The sequence below is a fragment of the Isoptericola sp. NPDC056578 genome, assembly GCF_042793275.1.
Taxonomy (GTDB): Bacteria; Actinomycetota; Actinomycetes; order Actinomycetales; family Cellulomonadaceae; genus Isoptericola.
Window position 1 is genome coordinate 1 of sequence record NZ_JBHTVC010000011.1, and the last position, 15,161, is coordinate 15,161.

At 75.2% G+C, this 15,161-nt stretch carries 15 protein-coding genes; 4 read left to right on the forward strand and 11 right to left on the reverse strand.

The window, feature by feature from the left end; genetic code table 11:
- Positions 1-416: 416 nt before the first annotated feature.
- The gene (locus tag ACFQ80_RS06540) at positions 417-1,610 is read left to right on the forward strand and encodes a hypothetical protein (protein ID WP_430563041.1); all 1,194 of its coding nucleotides are present in this window, start codon (positions 417-419) and stop codon (positions 1,608-1,610) included.
- Here ACFQ80_RS06540 and ACFQ80_RS06545 read toward each other — a convergent pair.
- Positions 1,564-2,226, reverse strand: coding sequence for an MOSC domain-containing protein (locus ACFQ80_RS06545; RefSeq protein WP_430563042.1), 663 nt, complete (start codon positions 2,224-2,226; stop codon positions 1,564-1,566). The two genes, ACFQ80_RS06540 and ACFQ80_RS06545, sit on opposite strands and share 47 nt — an antisense overlap.
- A gap of 35 nt (positions 2,227-2,261) precedes the next feature.
- Between ACFQ80_RS06545 and ACFQ80_RS06550 the strand changes: the two genes are divergently transcribed.
- On the forward strand, positions 2,262-3,593 hold the full coding sequence (locus ACFQ80_RS06550) for an NAD(P)/FAD-dependent oxidoreductase (RefSeq protein ID WP_430563043.1): 1,332 nt from the start codon (positions 2,262-2,264) through the stop codon (positions 3,591-3,593).
- On the opposite strand, the gene ACFQ80_RS06555 is transcribed toward ACFQ80_RS06550, so the two are convergent.
- The 4 genes from ACFQ80_RS06555 to ACFQ80_RS06570 all read right to left on the reverse strand — a co-directional run bounded on the left by ACFQ80_RS06555 (position 3,565) and on the right by ACFQ80_RS06570 (position 8,442).
- Positions 3,565-4,977, reverse strand: coding sequence for an amino acid permease (locus tag ACFQ80_RS06555; RefSeq protein ID WP_430563044.1), 1,413 nt, complete (start codon positions 4,975-4,977; stop codon positions 3,565-3,567). The two genes, ACFQ80_RS06550 and ACFQ80_RS06555, sit on opposite strands and share 29 nt — an antisense overlap.
- 89 nt (positions 4,978-5,066) lie before the next feature.
- Positions 5,067-6,722 (reverse strand): ABC transporter permease, encoded by a 1,656-nt coding sequence (locus tag ACFQ80_RS06560; protein WP_430563045.1) that lies wholly within the window; start codon positions 6,720-6,722, stop codon positions 5,067-5,069.
- Positions 6,719-7,705 carry an ATP-binding cassette domain-containing protein gene (locus tag ACFQ80_RS06565; RefSeq protein ID WP_430551031.1) on the reverse strand — a complete coding sequence of 329 codons (987 nt, stop codon included), beginning with the start codon at positions 7,703-7,705 and terminating at the stop codon, positions 6,719-6,721. The genes ACFQ80_RS06560 and ACFQ80_RS06565 overlap by 4 nt, the downstream gene beginning before the upstream one ends.
- Entirely contained in the window at positions 7,702-8,442 is a 741-nt protein-coding gene (locus ACFQ80_RS06570; protein ID WP_430551030.1) for a TetR family transcriptional regulator, read from the reverse strand. The genes ACFQ80_RS06565 and ACFQ80_RS06570 overlap by 4 nt, the downstream gene beginning before the upstream one ends.
- Before the next feature lie 114 nt (positions 8,443-8,556).
- On the opposite strand from ACFQ80_RS06570, the gene ACFQ80_RS06575 reads away from it, so the two are divergent.
- The gene (locus ACFQ80_RS06575; RefSeq protein ID WP_430563046.1) at positions 8,557-9,405 is read left to right on the forward strand and encodes an SAM-dependent methyltransferase; all 849 of its coding nucleotides are present in this window, start codon (positions 8,557-8,559) and stop codon (positions 9,403-9,405) included.
- A 76-nt stretch (positions 9,406-9,481) separates the two neighbouring features.
- Positions 9,482-9,925 carry a pyrimidine dimer DNA glycosylase/endonuclease V gene (locus ACFQ80_RS06580; protein WP_430563047.1) on the forward strand — a complete coding sequence of 148 codons (444 nt, stop codon included), beginning with the start codon at positions 9,482-9,484 and terminating at the stop codon, positions 9,923-9,925.
- Positions 9,926-9,967: 42 nt separating this feature from the next.
- On the opposite strand, the gene ACFQ80_RS06585 is transcribed toward ACFQ80_RS06580, so the two are convergent.
- The 6 genes from ACFQ80_RS06585 to ACFQ80_RS06610 are packed head-to-tail and all read right to left on the reverse strand — an operon-like array spanning position 9,968 to position 15,137.
- Complete coding sequence (locus ACFQ80_RS06585) at positions 9,968-10,882, reverse strand: prenyltransferase (RefSeq protein WP_430563048.1); 915 nt, start codon at positions 10,880-10,882, stop codon at positions 9,968-9,970.
- On the reverse strand, positions 10,879-11,199 hold the full coding sequence (locus ACFQ80_RS06590) for a lycopene cyclase domain-containing protein (RefSeq protein ID WP_430563049.1): 321 nt from the start codon (positions 11,197-11,199) through the stop codon (positions 10,879-10,881). The genes ACFQ80_RS06585 and ACFQ80_RS06590 overlap by 4 nt, the downstream gene beginning before the upstream one ends.
- On the reverse strand, positions 11,196-11,546 hold the full coding sequence (locus ACFQ80_RS06595; protein WP_430551025.1) for a lycopene cyclase domain-containing protein: 351 nt from the start codon (positions 11,544-11,546) through the stop codon (positions 11,196-11,198). Before ACFQ80_RS06595 ends, ACFQ80_RS06590 begins: the two co-directional genes overlap by 4 nt.
- Positions 11,543-13,165, reverse strand: a complete 1,623-nt coding sequence (crtI, locus tag ACFQ80_RS06600; RefSeq protein WP_430563050.1) for a phytoene desaturase family protein — start codon at positions 13,163-13,165, stop codon at positions 11,543-11,545. Before crtI ends, ACFQ80_RS06595 begins: the two co-directional genes overlap by 4 nt.
- Positions 13,162-14,061, reverse strand: a complete 900-nt coding sequence (locus ACFQ80_RS06605; RefSeq protein ID WP_430551023.1) for a phytoene/squalene synthase family protein — start codon at positions 14,059-14,061, stop codon at positions 13,162-13,164. The genes crtI and ACFQ80_RS06605 overlap by 4 nt, the downstream gene beginning before the upstream one ends.
- Entirely contained in the window at positions 14,058-15,137 is a 1,080-nt protein-coding gene (locus ACFQ80_RS06610) for a polyprenyl synthetase family protein (protein WP_430563051.1), read from the reverse strand. Before ACFQ80_RS06610 ends, ACFQ80_RS06605 begins: the two co-directional genes overlap by 4 nt.
- Positions 15,138-15,161: the final 24 nt, after the last annotated feature.

Here is a 15,161-nt window from a genome sequence, read left to right on the forward strand (position 1 = left end):
GCCGTGACGTGCGGCGCGCGCGACGTGCGTCGCTCCGGTGCGGCCTGGGCACAGGCCGCACCGGAGCCGGGCGTCCGAGAACCACGGGGGTCGGCCGCGGGCGGCGCGGCGTGAGCTCCGTCGTCTTCGAACATGTGTTCGACTCTAGCGAGGATCGACTGACACCACAAGAGGTTCATCGCGCGTCCGACGACCGGCCGGGCAGCAACCACGCCCCCGCCGGTCCGAGGGACGGGCCATGGTCACCCGCCGCCCGCCGCGAGCCTTCGCAGGCCGTCTTCTGCCGGCGATCACGGCCGTCGGCCGCCCGCCGGTTCCCGTGCGCGGGGGACGCGCTTCCCCCGCACGGGGGAGGCCACCCGCCACCCCCGGCGCGAGCGTGGGAGCACACCCACCGACCGACCGGAGGCAGCACGATGACCAGCACGTCCGTCCCCAGAGAAGTCCCCCGGCGCGACGCCGGCCCCGGCAGCGCCCCGCACGCCGTCGAGGCGCGGCCGCCGGACCGCCGGCTCGCCGCCGCCGCGCTCGTCGCGTCCGCCGCCACGGCGGCCATGCTCGGGTGGTTCGTCGCCCGGCCGGACCTCGACCCCCTGCTCGAGGACGGGCGCATGCTCGCCGCCGGGCTGGTGCCCGCGGCGTCGCTCGTCCTGGTCCTGCTCGCGGCCGCGCTGCTCGGCGTCGTGACCGCCGCGGCCGCGCTCGCCCGCCCCACCGCCCGCGCCGCCGGGCGCCTCGTCGCGCCGGTCGGCGCCGGTGAGGTCGTCCTGTTCGGCCTGCTGGCCCAGGGGTCGGGCACGCTCCCCGCCGCCGGCTACCTCGTGTCGTTCGCGGTCCCCGTCCTCGCCGTCTGGGCGGGCGTCCAGGTGTTCCGCAACCGCCCCGCGTGGCGGTTGCCCCTCGCCGCCGTGGCGGTGCTCGCCGTCGTCGGCGTCGTCGTCGGCCGCGACGCGTTCGCCACCTGGGTCGGCGCGGTCTCGACAGGGCTCGCGCGCGAGCCGTGGGCCCTGCCCGCGGTTCTGCTGCCTCTCGCCACGGCGGCCGCCTGGGGCGGCCTCGTCGCCGTGCGCGCCTGGCGGCGCGGGTCGCTGCGGACCGCCACCGCCTGGGTCACCCGGCACCGGAAGCTGTTCACGATCCTCGCGGCGCTCGGGCCGCTGCCCTACGCGCTCGCCCGCGCCAGCTGGCTGACCCCGTGGCCGCAGCTCGGCAACGGCGAGGAGCTGACGCTGGCGGTGAAGATCCAGGGCCTGTCGCTCTCGTCCGGCGCCTGGCTCGGCATCGTGCTCACGCTCGGCCTGATCCTGCCGTGGGGCGAGCGGCTGCCGCGCTGGTTCGGCCGCCGCGCAGGACGCCCGGTGCCGCCGGCCGCCGCCATCGTGCCCGGCGGGATCGTCGCCGTCATGCTCTGCGGCGCCGCCGTCCCGATGCTCCTCCTGATGGGCGCCACGGGCGCCCTGTACTTCCCCGCGTGGTTCTGGGGGCCCACGCTCGCCCTCGCGGTCTGGGGCTACGCGGGCCACCGGTACGGGGTCGGCGACGCCGTCGAGGGCGCCCCCGGGGTCAGCGACCCAGGGACTTCTCGGCCCGCTCCCGCAGCTCGTCGCTGAGGCGCAGCTCGCCGCCGTCGTGGGCCACGACCAGGGCCTTCGCGACGTCGGCGAGCACGGGCGCGCCGTCGAGCCGGTTGAACGCCCCGAACCAGTCCGCGAGCGTCACGCCGTGCGACGGCCGGTGCACCACCTCGACCTCGTCGCCCGCGCCCAGGTCGCCGTTCTCCACGACCCGCAGGTACGCGCCGGTCCGGTTCGCCTGCGTGAACCGGCGCACCCAGCGCGGCGGCGAGTCGAGGCGGCGGGCGAACGTCTGGCACGGGGTGCGCGGCACCGTCGCCTCGAGGAGCGCCGTGCCCACGCGCCACCGCTCGCCGACGACGGCCCCGCTCACCTCGAGCCCGCGGGTGCGCAGGTTCTCCCCGAACAGCCCCGGAGTGACCTCGTAGCCCAGCTGCGCGCCCCACCAGTCGGCGTCCTCCTGGGCGTACGCGTACACCGCCTGGTCCAGGCCGCCGTGGTTGGCGCGGTCCGCCTGCACGTCCGCGTACAGCCCGTACGGGCGGGCCTTGACCCGCCCCTCCACGGGGCGCTTGTCGATGGCGGTGACGCCCACCGTCCCGGCGTCGGGCAGGAGGGCGAACACGCGGCAGACGGCGAGGAGCTCGGGCACGGCAGCATTCTCTCAGGTCACCTACCGTGGTCCCCGTGAGCGAACGCACCGAGAACCTCCCCCATGTCGTGGTCGTCGGCGGAGGGTTCGGCGGTCTCGCGGTGGTGAAGGCGCTCGCGAAGGCGCCGGTGCGGGTCACGCTCGTCGAGCGACGCGTCTACAACACGTTCCAGCCCTTGCTGTACCAGGTCGCCACCGGGGGGCTGAACCCGGGCGACGTCACCTACTGGCTCCGCGGGCTGCGACTGAAGCAGAAGAACCTGCGGGTGCTGCACGAGCACCTGGTCGGCGTCGACCACGACGCGCGCACCATCCGGCTCGCCAACGACGAGACGATCTCCTTCGACCACCTGGTGCTCGCCAACGGCGTCACCGTGAACTTCTTCGACACCCCGGGTGCCAAGGAGAACGCGTTCGGCATGTACTCGCGCTCGCAGGCCCTGCGGATCCGCGACCAGCTCTTCATCCGGCTGGAGCGCTCCGCGTTCACCCCGGGGTCCGACGACGGCCTGCGCGTCGTCGTGGTGGGCGGCGGCGCCACGGGGGTCGAGGTCGCGGGGGCGCTCGCGGAGCTGCGCACCGCCGGGCTCGCACCCGCCTACCCCGAGATCCACGGCGACGCGTTCGAGATCACGGTCGTGCAGCGCGGCGGCGAGCTGCTCAAGGCGTTCCACCCGAGCCTGCGCGAGTACGCCGCGCAGGAGCTGGGCCACCGCGGGGTGAAGCTGCACCTGGGGGCGGGCGTCGCGGAGGTGCTGCCCGACGCCGTCGTGCTCACCGACGGCACCCGCATCCGCGCCGACCTCACGGTGTGGTCGGCCGGCGTGGGACCGCACCCCGAGGTGGACGACTGGGACCTGCCCCGCCGGAAGGGCGGGCGCGTCGCCGTCGGCCCGGACCTGCAGGTCGAGGGGCGGCCCGGCGTGTTCGCGATCGGCGACATCGCCGAGACGCCCGACTGGCTGCCGCAGCTGGCGCAACCGGCCATCCAGGGCGGGCAGCAGGTGGCGCGCAACATCCTCGCGCTCCTCGAGGGCCGGGCCACCGAGCCGCTGAGCTACCACGACAAGGGCACGATGGCGGTCATCGGCCGCCGCGCCGCGATCGCCGAGATCACCCTGCCCGTGACGTCGAAGATGCTGCGGCTCACGGGCGGCCTCGCCTGGCTGGTCTGGCTGTTCGTGCACATCATGTCGCTCGTCGGCCCGCGCAACCGCGTCACGACGCTCGCCGGCCTCGTCACCCGGTACGGGTTCCCGTTCCACCGCCGCCCGATCCCGATCGTCGGCGACGTGCCCACGATCCGGCCGGCGAAGCCGGACGCCGCCCCCGACGGTGCTAGCGAGCGGCGCGCACCCGGCGCATGACGGCGTAGACCGCGAGGATCACGACGACCAGGCCGCCCGTGGCGGCGAGCTGGGCGCGCGCCGCCGGGTCGGAGAGCATGAGCCCGGCGAGCGCGACGAGACCCGCGAGCGTGACCCACGTGAGGTACGGGTAGCCCCACATGCGCAGCCGCATGGGCTCGCCCGACCGCGCGGCGTCGGCCTCGAGGCGCGGGCGCAGGCGCAGCTGCGACACGGTGATGAGCAGCCACACCACGAACAGCGCGGAGCCGACGGCGTTGAGCAGGATCGTGAGGATCTGCGCGGGCAGCAGCCAGTTGAGCCCCACGGCGACGACGCCGAAGAACACGGACACGAGCACGGCCACCCACGGCACCTCGCGACGCGAGACCCGGGTGGTGGCGGGGGGCGCGTCGTCGCGCTGCCCGAGGGAGAAGAGCATCCGCGACGTGCCGTACACGTTGGCGTTGAACGCGCTGAGCAGCGCCAGCACCACCACGACCTCCATGAGCCGCGCGCCGCCCTCGAACCCGGCCATCTGCAGCACGGACACGAACGGCGAGGCCAGCCGCGCGGCGTCGTCCCAGGCGATGAGCGCGACGATGATCGCCACCGAGCCCACGTAGAACAGCAGGATGCGCCACACGATGGTGCGGGTGGCGCGGGCCACCGCGGTGCGCGGGTCGCGCGCCTCGGCCGCCGCGATCGCGACGATCTCGATGCCGCCGAACGCGAAGACGACGGTGAGCAGGCCCGCCGCGATGCCCGCCCAGCCGGCGGGGGCGAACCCGCCGTGCGCGGCCCAGTCGCCCAGCACGCTGCCGGACACCGGGATGACGCCGACCACGATCAGCACGCCCACCACGAGGAAGGCGAGGATGGCGGCCACCTTGATCGCCGCGAACCAGAACTCCGACTCGCCGAACTGCCGCACGCCCACGAGGTTGATGCCGCCCAGCACCAGCACGACCACGGCGGCCACGACCCACTGCGGCACGTCCGGCCACCAGCCGCTGACGATGCCCGCGACGCCCGTCACCTCGACGCCGAGCACCATGATCAGCGTGAACCAGTACAGCCAGCCCAGCAGGAAGCCGGCCCATCGGCCCAGCGCCGCCTCCGCGTAGACGGAGAACGAGCCGGAGGCGGGCAGCGCGGACGCCATCTCCGCGAGCATGCGCATCACGAGGACGACGAGCGCCCCCGCGATGGCGTAGCTGACGAGGACGGCGGGGCCCGCGGTCGCGACGCCGACGCCGGCGCCGAGGAACAGGCCCGCCCCGATCGCGGACCCGAGCCCCATCATCGTCAGGTGGCGGGTGCGCAGGCCGTGCGCGAGCTGGGTGTCGTGGCCGGCGCCGGGCTGGTCGCTCGCCGTCGTGCCGGGATCCGTGGGGGTGCTCACGGCCGACCACGCTAACCCGCCCCCGCGAGTTGTCAGGACCAGCGCCCGGTATACGGCGCGCAGAGCCTGACGACTCGCGGGGCGGGGCGCTACTTCGTGGCGACGTCCCGACGGCGGAAGCCGGCGAACGCCAGCACGAACAGCACGAGCGCGACGGCGCAGAGCCCGGCCACGTGCACCCCGTCGACGTCGCCGGTGAGCGGGTCGGGCACCCACCAGAACGGCGAGATCCTCCGCGCCCAGTCGGGCAGGTGGAGCAGGTCGGCGAACAGGGAGACGACGATCGTGTACTCCAGCAGCAGCCAGACCAGGGACGTCGCCCGGGGGACCCAGGCGAACAGCGCCGCCGCGAGCCCGACGAAGACGGCGAGCGCCGGCAGGTACAGCAGCCCCGCCTCGGCGACCTGGCCGAACGTCACCTCGTCGGTGCCCGCCACGGCCGCGCCGCCGGCCAGCGCGAGGACGCCCGTCACCAGCACCACCAGGGTGCCGAGGGACGTCACGGCGAGGTTCGCCCCGAGCCACCGGCCCCGGGAGACCGGCGTCGCGAGCGCGTACTCCGCGCGTCCGGCGTCCTCCTCCGACCTGACCCGCAGGGCGGCGACGATGCCGTACGCGGCCGCGCCGAGCGCGGCGTACAGCGTGATGATGCCGACGAAGGCCTGGGTCACCTCGCCGCTGCCGAGGACGCTCGCGTACACCGGGTTGTCGGCGAGCGACTCGGTCATCGACCCGACCTGGTTGACGATCGTGCCGGTGGCGAACCACATGAACGCCAGCCCGAGCGTCGTCCACAGGAGGGCCATGCGCTGCTGCACCCACACGAGCGCGGACGGCGTCCGCAGGCTCGGCAGGGCGTCGGCGCGGCCGGGGCGGTCGGGCACCAGCCCGGCGCCGAAGTCCCGGCGCGAGGCGAGCGACGCCGCCACGACCAGCAGCAGCACGATGGCGACGGCGCCGAGGGCGGCGGGCCACCAGCGCAGGTCCACGTAGGCGCGCATCTGCTGCGCCCACGCGATCGGGGACAGCCACGAGACCCAGCTGCCGTGCTGCTCCTGCATGTCGCCGATGGTGCGCAGCGTGAACGCCGCGCCGAGCGCCGCCATCGACAGCCCCGTGGCGCCGCGGGAGTGCTCCGTCACCTGCGCCGCGACCAGCGCGATCGCGCCGAACGTCATGGCGCTCATCGCGACGCCGAGCGACATCGCCACCGAGTCCGTGGCCTCCAGCCCGCTCCCGACCAGCACCGCGGACGACAGCGCTGCGACCACCAGGTTGACCAGCAGCACCACGATCAGCGCCGACGCGACCGACGCGTGCCGCCCGACGGCGGCCGCGCGCACCAGCTCCGACCGGCTCGACTCCTCCTCGGCGCGCGTGTGGCGCACCACCTGCAAGATGCTCATGACCGCGAGCGCCAGCACCATCCACAGCACGAGCTCGTTCGAGACCGCCGCGCCGACGGTGTAGTCGTCGGTGCCGTACCCCGGCCCGGTCATCGACACCATGGCGGGCGTCTGCACCAGCGCGGCCCGCGCCTGCATGCCGGCCGGGTCGTCCGCCATCGCCGTGTACTCGCCGAGCGAGGCGAGGTACAGCGCCGGGATCGCGAGGGACCACACGAGCAGGCGCACGCGGTCGCGGCGCAGGATGAACCGCACCAGGCTCCACGTGCCCGTCAGCGTGGTGCCGCCGGAGCGCGTGGAACCCGCGCGGAGCGGCGGCGCGGCGGTGACGGCACTCATCGCGCGCCCGCCTTGCTGGTGGCGCCCTCGACCTGCACGCCGTCGGCGGCGAGCTCGTCGCCGTAGTGCCGCATGAACAGCTCTTCGAGCGACGGCGGCTGCGCGGTGAAGGAGTGCACGCCGAGGGCGGAGACGGCGGGCAGGACACGCCCCATCTCCGAGTTGTCGACGTCGAACGTCACGCGCGTGCCGACACCGTTCTCGCTGGTGGCGAGGTCGTGCACCCCGGCCATCGCCCCGATCGGGGCCGGGTCGCCGTCGACGACGGCGGTGACGGCCGAGCGCGTGAGGTGGCGCAGGTCGTCGAGGGTGCCGGACTCCACGGAGCGGCCGCCGCGGATGATCGTCACGGTGTCGCAGACCTTCTCGACCTCGCTGAGGATGTGGCTCGACAGCAGCACGGAGGTGCCGGCGGCCTTGGCCTCCCGCACGTGCTCGGTGAACACGGCCTCCATGAGCGGGTCGAGGCCGGAGGTGGGCTCGTCGAGCACGAGCAGGTCGACCTGGGAGACGAACGCCGCGACGAGCGCGACCTTCTGCCGGTTGCCCTTGGAGTAGGTGCGGGCCTTCTTGGTGGGGTCGAGCTCGAACCGCTCCAGCAGCTCGGCCTTGCGCTTCTTGTCGGGCTTCCCGCGCAGGCGGGCGAGGTAGTCGATGGCCTCGCCGCCGGTGAGGTTCGGCCACAGCGACACGTCGCCCGGCACGTACGCCAGACGGCGGTGCAGCGCGACGGCGTCGCGCCAGGGGTCGCCGCCGAGCAGCCGGGCGCTGCCGGAGTCGGCGCGCAGCAGGCCGAGCAGCACGCGGATGGTGGTGGACTTCCCGGCGCCGTTCGGGCCGAGGAAGCCGGCCACCTGGCCGGCCTCGACGGTCAGGTCCAGCCCGTCGAGGGCCTGGACGGAGCCGAAGGACTTGCGCAGGTCGTGGATCTCGACCGCGCTCGCGGCCCGCGGGCCGGTGGTGGTTGCAGCCGTGGTGGTCATGGTTCCTCTTCGTCGTGGTGGGGGGTTCCGTCGGTGGGGGCCTGCGCCCCGGGCGGCGGGTCCGGCACGTACAGGAGGTAGTCGTCGAGCATGCGACGGGTGGTGAGGAAGCCCTCGGTGAAGAGCTCGAGCATCGGCAGGTACAGCTCGTCCATGAAGCGGCGCATGGCCGCGGTGACGTCGGAGGCGTCCTGCGGCGGGTCGAGCGTGACGGACAGCAGCATCGCGCCGAGGGAGGAGTAGACGAGGTAGCGCACCCGCGCCGCCTCGTCCCGGCTGGGCCGCACGACGCCGTCGCGCACCGCCTCGGACGTGTACACCTCGGCGTCGGCGATCATGTGCTCGGTGAACTCGCGGCCCACCGCGCCGCCCACCTGCAGCGAGCGCAGCACGTAGCCCACGAGCGGCGCGTACTGGTCCGCCGCGGCGAGCACCTGCAGCAGACTGCCGCCCGCGGCGCGGCCGATCGAGTCGCGCTTGACGTCGCGGATCCACGCGAGCACGTACTCGTCGCACGCGGCGTGCAGCTTGTCCTTGGAGCCGAAGTGGTGGATGACGAGCGCCGCGCTGACCCCGGCGTCGGACGCGATGGTCCGGACGGACGCGCCGAACCCGGACCGGGCGAACCGGCGCATCGCGACGTCGAGGATCCGGCCGCGCGTGCTGCCGTCGGGTTCCGGCACGAGCGGCCCGCGGTCCTCGGCAGGGACCTCCGGCGCGACATCGACTGAACGCATGTTCAACAGACTAAACACGTGTTCAGCCGCCCCGCAAGACCCTGATTTCCGTCGCCCCCGTGACGGGCGGGCGGCTAGCGTGGCCGGATCCGCCCCCCGTCCCGCAGGAGCCCCGTGCCCGACCTGTTCGGCCAGCTGTCGGCCGTCACCACCCGCCCCGCCCTCTACGCGACGCTCACGACCCCCGACCTGTGGACCGACCCCCACATCTCCGCGCGCATGCTCGCCGCGCACCTCGACCCCGACGTCGACCTCTCGACCTACCGGACCGAGCTCCGGGAGCGCGTGCTGGCGTGGCTGGTCGACCGCTTCGACGTCGGCGAGGGCACGTCGGTGGCCGACCTCGGCTGCGGCCCCGGCCTCTACACGACGCCGCTCGCCCGCACCGGCGCGGCGGTCACGGGCCTCGACCTGCCGACGCGGTCGCTCGACCACGCCCGCGCGCTCGCCCGCGCCGAGGGGCTCCCGGTCCGCTACCTGCACCAGGACTACCTCGCCTACCGGGAGGACGTCCGCTACGACCTCGTCCTGCTGATCATGCGCGACTACGGCGCCCTGCCGCCGGAGCAGCGGCGGGCGCTGCTGGGCACGGTGCGCGACCACCTCGCCCCCGGCGGGTCCTTCGTGCTCGACGTCGACCACCTGCCGGCGTTCGCCGCGGTCCGGGAGGAGACGGTCTTCGCGCCCGACCTCATGGACGGCTTCTGGTCGGCGGACCCGTACTTCGGGTTCCGCACCACGCACCGGTACGACGAGGAGCGCGTCTCCCTGGACCGGTACGACGTCGTCGAGGCCGAGCGGACGCGCACCTTCTGCAACTGGGTCCGGTACTTCGACCCCGAGGAGCTGACCCGCGAGCTGTCCGCCGCCGGGCTCCGCACCGTCGACGTGCTGGGCGACCTGTCCGGCGCCCCGTTCGACCCCGACGGCCCGCAGTTCGCCGTCGTCGCGACCGCCGGCTGACCGGCGGGGCGCCGGAGGCGCCGGGTGCTCGGCGTCGGGCTGCTCGTGCGGTGGGTGCGCGTGTCACGATGACCCGGTGCGCCTCTGGTCCCTCGCCCCCGACTACCTCGACCGGCAGGGGCTGACGGCCTGCTGGCGCGAGGCCCTGCTCGCCCAGGCGGTGCTCGCCGGGCGCACGAAGGGCTACCGCGACCATCCGCAGCTCGCCCGGTTCCGCGCCACCCCCGACCCGCTCGCCTCCGTCGGGGCCTACCTCGAGGGGATCGCGGCCGAGGCGTCCGCCCGCACGTACTCCTTCGACCGCGGCCGGATCCTCGACGCACCCCACGCCGGCCGCCCGCCGGTGCCGCGGATCCCGGTGACGGACGGGCAGCTGGAGTTCGAACGGGCGCACCTGGCCGCCAAGCTCCGCGTCCGCACCCCCGGCCTCGCGCCGGCGCTCGAGGAGGCCGAGCGCGTCCGTGCGCACCCGCTCTTCACCGTCGTCCCCGGCGCACGCGAGGACTGGGAGCGGGGCTGACCCCGAGCCCGATCCCGAGCCCCGACAGCCTCCGGGCCGGGGTCAGAGCCAGCCCAGGCTGACGGCGATGAGCAGCTGCGTCACCAGGAACCCGGTGACGAGGTTGAGCCACAGGAACCGCCGCCACCCGGCGTGCGCCTCCTCGCAGCGGTCGTCGGGCAGGTTCCGGTACGGCGCGACGCTCACCACGTAGGGCACGACGAGGACGGCGGCGAGCGCCGCGGGCCGGCCCGCCAGGACCAACACGACGCCGGCCGCGGCGTAGGCCACCATCGCCCCGCGCACGGTGCGCGCCGCGCCGAGCCACGTGGCCACCGAGCCGATCCCGGCGGCGCGGTCCGCCTCGACGTCCTGCACCGCGCCGAACGCCTGGGACGCCATGCCCCACAGGAAGAACGCCGCGAGCACCCCGACCACCGGCCCGGTGAGGGTGCCGCCCGCCAGCGCCAGGCCGAAGACGGCGGGGCTGACGAAATGGGTGCTCGACGTCGCCGAGTCCAGCACCGGCCGTTCCTTGAACCGCAGCCCCGGCGCGGAGTACGCGACCACGGCGAAGACGCTCACGGCGAGCACCGCGGTGGAGGCGGCCGACCCGACCACGACCAGGTAGACGAGGAACGGGACGTTGCTCAGGACGGCGGAGCGCACCGTGAGGCGGTGCCACCGCCGCGACAGCACGACGCCCTCGATCCCGCCCTTGCGCGGGTTGCGCAGGTCCGACTCGTAGTCCCAGACGTCGTTGAGCCCGTACATCAGCAGGTTGTACGGGACGAGGAAGTAGAGCGCGCCGACGACGAGCTCCGCGACGCCCACCCGGCCGGCCCCGCCCGCCAGCAGGTACGCCGCGGCGAACGGGTACGCCGTGTTGATCCAGCTCACGGGGCGGGACGACCCGACGACCTGGCGCAGCGCGGCCGCCGGCCCCGTCGTCTGTCCCCCTCTCGCGGGCGCCGTCATGCGTCGACCTCCCCGCGCCCGTCGTCGCCCACCAGCGCCCACAGGGCGGGCAGCAGCAGCGCGGCCACGACGGGCCACGCGAGGTCCTCCACCGGCGTGAGCCACAGCCGCACGCCCACGAGCGCCGCGTCGTCGTACCGGAACAGGTCGGCGGCGATCATGAGGCTGTCGAAGACGACGGTGAGCGCCACGAGCACGACGGCGGCGAGCGCCGTCGCCGCCCACCACCGGCGCCCGAGGCGGCGCACCCGCGCGACGACCAGCGCGACCACCAGCGCGCCGGCGACGGCACCGACCGCGAGCCCCGCGTACGTCATCGCGCGCCCCGGGCGAGGCGTCCGGCGAGCGTGCGCCGCAGGAGCCCGTGCAGCACCAGCGTGAAATAGCAGAGGAACAGGATGAAGAAGAGCTCCTCGAGCGGCAGGTGCGGCGCGAGCTCGACGCCGGTCATGGCGGCGCCTCCGCGGGAGTAGAAGCCCGCCGCGATCGCCACGAGGTCCCACCCGAGGAACACCAGGGTGCCGACGGCGAGGACGGCGGCGCCGCGGCCGGGGTGCGCGGACCAGAGGACGAGCCGCGCGCGCCGGTCCACGAGGGCCATCGAGGCCAGCGCGCCGAGCAGCAGCGCGAGGTAGACGAAGGAGGTCCAGTGCAGGGCGATCACTCCTGGGACGCGAGGGCCGGACAGGGTTCGGGGAGCGGGCGGGCGGTCGTGTCGCCGCGCACCCGCTTCACGGCGAGCTCCGCGCTGATGAGGCACATCGGCAGCCCGACGCCGGGGATCGTCGACCCGCCGGCGTGGAGCAGCCCCGCGACGCGCCGCGAGCGGTTGCCCGCCCGGAACATCGCGCTCTGGCGCAGGGTGTGCGCCGGGCCGAGCATGCCGCCGGACCACGACGACAGGTCGGCCGCGAAGTCGCCCGGCCCCACGGTCCGGCGCACCACGACGCGCTCGCGCAGGTCGGGCACGCCCGCCCACGCGGCGACGCGGTCGATCGCGGCGTCCGCGACCGCCTCGACGGCGGCGTCGCCCCCGCCGTCCTCGCCGCCGCGGCCGAGGCCCGGGTCGGCCGGCACGGGCACGAGCAGGAAGAGGTTCTCGTGCCCGGGCGGGGCCACGGTCGGGTCCGTGCGGGACGGCGCGCACACGTACAGCGACGCCGGGTCGGGCACGCGCCCCTCGGCGATGGCGCCGAAGTTCTCCCGCCAGTCCGCGGTGAAGAACAGCGAGTGGTGCGCGAGCTGCGGCACGCGGCCGCGCACGCCCAGCATCACCAGGACGCCGCCCGGCCCCGGGTCGCGCCGGGCCCACCACGACGGCGACCGGTCGCGCAGGTCGGGCGGCAGCAGGTCCTGCTCCACGTGGTGCAGGTCGGCCGCGGTGACGACGACGTCGGCGGGCGCGTGGTGCTCGTCCCCGGCGGCGTCCACCCAGCGCACCCCGGTGACCGCAGCCCGGGGACGGCGGGACCCGGGGACGGGGATCCGGGTCCGTGCCGCCCCCGGGCCGTTCCCGACGGCCGTGGTCGTGATCGCGGTCGCCCGCGCGCGGGTGCGCAGGGTGACCCCCGCGCCCACCGCGAGCCCGGCGACCGCGTCGACCACGCGCGCGAATCCCCCCTGCGGGTATCGCACGCCGCCGTCGAGGTCCAGGGCGCTCATCAGGTGGTACAGGCTCGGCGCCCGGTCGGGCGACGAGCCGAGGAAGACCGCGGGGTACCCCAGCACCTGGCGCAGCCGCACGTCCTGGAACGACGCGGCCACCCGGGAGCCGAGCGACGCGCCCAGCAGCGGGGCGAGCCGGTGCCACCGCTTCGCGACGTCGGGATGGGCGAACGGCCGCCAGGAGGCGAACGTCGTGTACAGGAAGTGCCGCAGCGCCAGGTCGTACGTGTCGTGCGCGGAGTCCAGGTACCGCTCCAGACGCTCCCCCGCGCCGGGCTCGACCGCCTCGAACGTCGCGACGTTGGCGGCCCGGTCGGGCGAGACGTCGAGCGCGTCGTCGTGCCCCTCGAAGAAGACGCGGTAGGCCGGGTCGAGCCCGACGAGGTCCAGCTCGCGGTCGGCGCTCGAGCCCATGAGCCGGAACCAGTGGTCGAAGACCTCGGGCATGAGGTACCAGGACGGGCCCGTGTCGAAGCGGAAGCCGGCGCGCTCCCAGGAGCCCGCGCGCCCGCCCGGTGCGGCGTGCCGCTCGAGCACCTCGACCTCGTGCCCGTCGCGCGCGAGCAGCCCGGCCGTCGCCAGCCCCGCGATCCCCGCACCGACCACGACCACCCTCACCGGAGCACCTCCCCCGCAAGGGCCCCGGCCACCAGCCGCGCCTTGACCGGACCCGGGACCCTCACCCGCTCCTGCCGGATCGTGGCGGCCGGGGTGGTCGCCAGCCGACGGGAGAGCTCCGCGAACAGGTCGTGCGCCACCCGCACCGCGAGTCGCGAGCCGCGCGGCAGGTCGTCGATCGCGACGCGCGCGGCGGCCAGGTCGGCGTCGATGTCGGCGATGAGCCGGTCGCGGTCGTCGTCGCCGAACGCGTCCACGTCCAGCCCCGGGAAGTAGGCCCGGCCGCGGAGGTCCACGTCCTCAGCCAGGTCGCGCAGGAAGTTGACCTTCTGGAACGCCGCGCCGAGCCGTGCCGCGCCCGGGGCCAGGCGGTCGTAGGCCGCGTCGTCCCCCGCGACGAACACGCGCAGGCACATGAGGCCGACCACCTCGGCCGAACCGTGCACGTACGCGGCGAAGCTGGCCTCGTCGTGCGCGGTCACCGAGAGGTCGGCCCGCATCGACGCGAAGAACGGCGCCACGAGGTCGTCCCCGATGCCGAACCGGCGCGCGGTGCGCGCGAAGGCGTGCACCACGAGGTTGCTGCTGCGCCCGCGTGCCCGCGCCCGCGCGACCTCGTGCTCGAGCTCGGCGAGCAGCTCGCCGCGCTCGGCGGCGGAGAGCCCGGGCCGGGGGTCGTCGACGATCTCGTCGGCCACCCGGACCAGCGCGTAGACGCCGCGCACGTGGTCTCGCACGTCGTCGCCGAGCAGGCGGCAGGCCCAGCCGAACGACGTCGAGTAGGCACGGACGACCACCGCGGCGCTGCGCACGGCCGCGGCGTCGTACGTCGGGTCGTCCGCCGCGACGCCGGGGACGTCGGGGACGGCCCGGTCCGGCGCGGTCGCGGCGCTCATGCGGCGCTCGTCGCGTGCGGTCCGGTCCCGACGAGACGCTCCACCACCGCGTCCAGGCCGAGGTCGCGGCCCAGCGCCCGGGCGTCGCGCTCGAGGTCCGCCACGAGGGTCTCGACCGCCGCACGGGCCCCGCACGCCGCGAGCATCTCGCGGGCCCGCGCCAGCTCCGGCTCCCCGGCGTCGGGGTCGCCGAGCACGGCGCTCAGCTCGCCCCAGGCCCACGTGCCGCGGGCGAGCGCCACCAGCGGGGTGCACTTGCCCTCCCTCAGGTCGGAGGCGTTGCTCTTGCCGGTCACCTCCGGGTCCCCGAACACGCCGTCGAGGTCGTCGCGGAGCTGGAACGCGAGGCCCAGGTCACGCCCCAGGCGCAGGACGTCGGGCTCGAGGTCGTCCCGGCCCGCGAGGACCGCCGCGGCCCACAGCGGGAGCTGGAACGAGTACGCGGCCGTCTTGCGCTCGGCCGTGCGGAGCGTCTCGTCGAGGTCGGCGCACGGCCCGAGGCTCAGCCGGACGTCCGCGAGCTCCCCGTCGGCGGTGACGTGCAGGGTCTCGTCGAGGGCGTCGAGCAGTCGCTCGGTGGTCGCCGGGGCGGCCCCGCACAGCGCGACCGCCCGCACCGCGCCTGCGAGCGCCAGGTCACCGGCCAGGATGCCCGCCGCGGCGCCGTAGCCCTCGGCCCGCCGGTCGTCGACGCCCGCCTCCCGCGCCCGGGCCGCGAACGCCCCGGCGACGTTCGGGCGCCCGCGTCGGGTGTCGGCCTCGTCGATGACGTCGTCGTGCACCAGGAAGGCGTGGTGCAGCAGCTCGAGGGCCGCGGCCACGGCGAGCGCGACCTCCCGAGGCTCGGGCGGCGCCGCCGGTGCGAGCGCGTCGTAGGCAGCGAGCAGGAGGCGCGGCCGCAGCCGCTTGCCCCCGCGGCTCGTGCCGCGCACGGACTCCCACAGCCGGGCGTCCTCCGGACGGGGGCCGGTGACGAACAGCCGGTCGACGGCGTCCTCGATGTGCTCGGTGTCCGCGGTCGACGGGTCGCCGGCCCACGACGAGCGCTCCATCCGGCCCACCTCCTCGCCAAGCATGTATTTAGCCTAGCAAGATACTAG

Excerpts from the sequence above, each read along its gene's own strand:
- ACFQ80_RS06540 (WP_430563041.1), top strand. The coding sequence starts at position 417 with ATGACCAGCACGTCCGTCCCCAGAGAAGTCCCCCGGCGCGACGCCGGC.
- ACFQ80_RS06605 (WP_430551023.1), bottom strand. The coding sequence starts at position 14,061 with ATGAGCGCCGCGACCGCGCCGGACCGGGCCGTCCCCGACGTCCCCGGC.
- ACFQ80_RS06570 (WP_430551030.1), bottom strand. The coding sequence starts at position 8,442 with ATGCGTTCAGTCGATGTCGCGCCGGAGGTCCCTGCCGAGGACCGCGGG.
- ACFQ80_RS06590 (WP_430563049.1), bottom strand. The coding sequence starts at position 11,199 with ATGACGTACGCGGGGCTCGCGGTCGGTGCCGTCGCCGGCGCGCTGGTG.
- ACFQ80_RS06560 (WP_430563045.1), bottom strand. The coding sequence starts at position 6,722 with ATGAGTGCCGTCACCGCCGCGCCGCCGCTCCGCGCGGGTTCCACGCGC.
- ACFQ80_RS06565 (WP_430551031.1), bottom strand. The coding sequence starts at position 7,705 with ATGACCACCACGGCTGCAACCACCACCGGCCCGCGGGCCGCGAGCGCG.
- ACFQ80_RS06585 (WP_430563048.1), bottom strand. The coding sequence starts at position 10,882 with ATGACGGCGCCCGCGAGAGGGGGACAGACGACGGGGCCGGCGGCCGCG.
- ACFQ80_RS06610 (WP_430563051.1), bottom strand. The coding sequence starts at position 15,137 with ATGCTTGGCGAGGAGGTGGGCCGGATGGAGCGCTCGTCGTGGGCCGGC.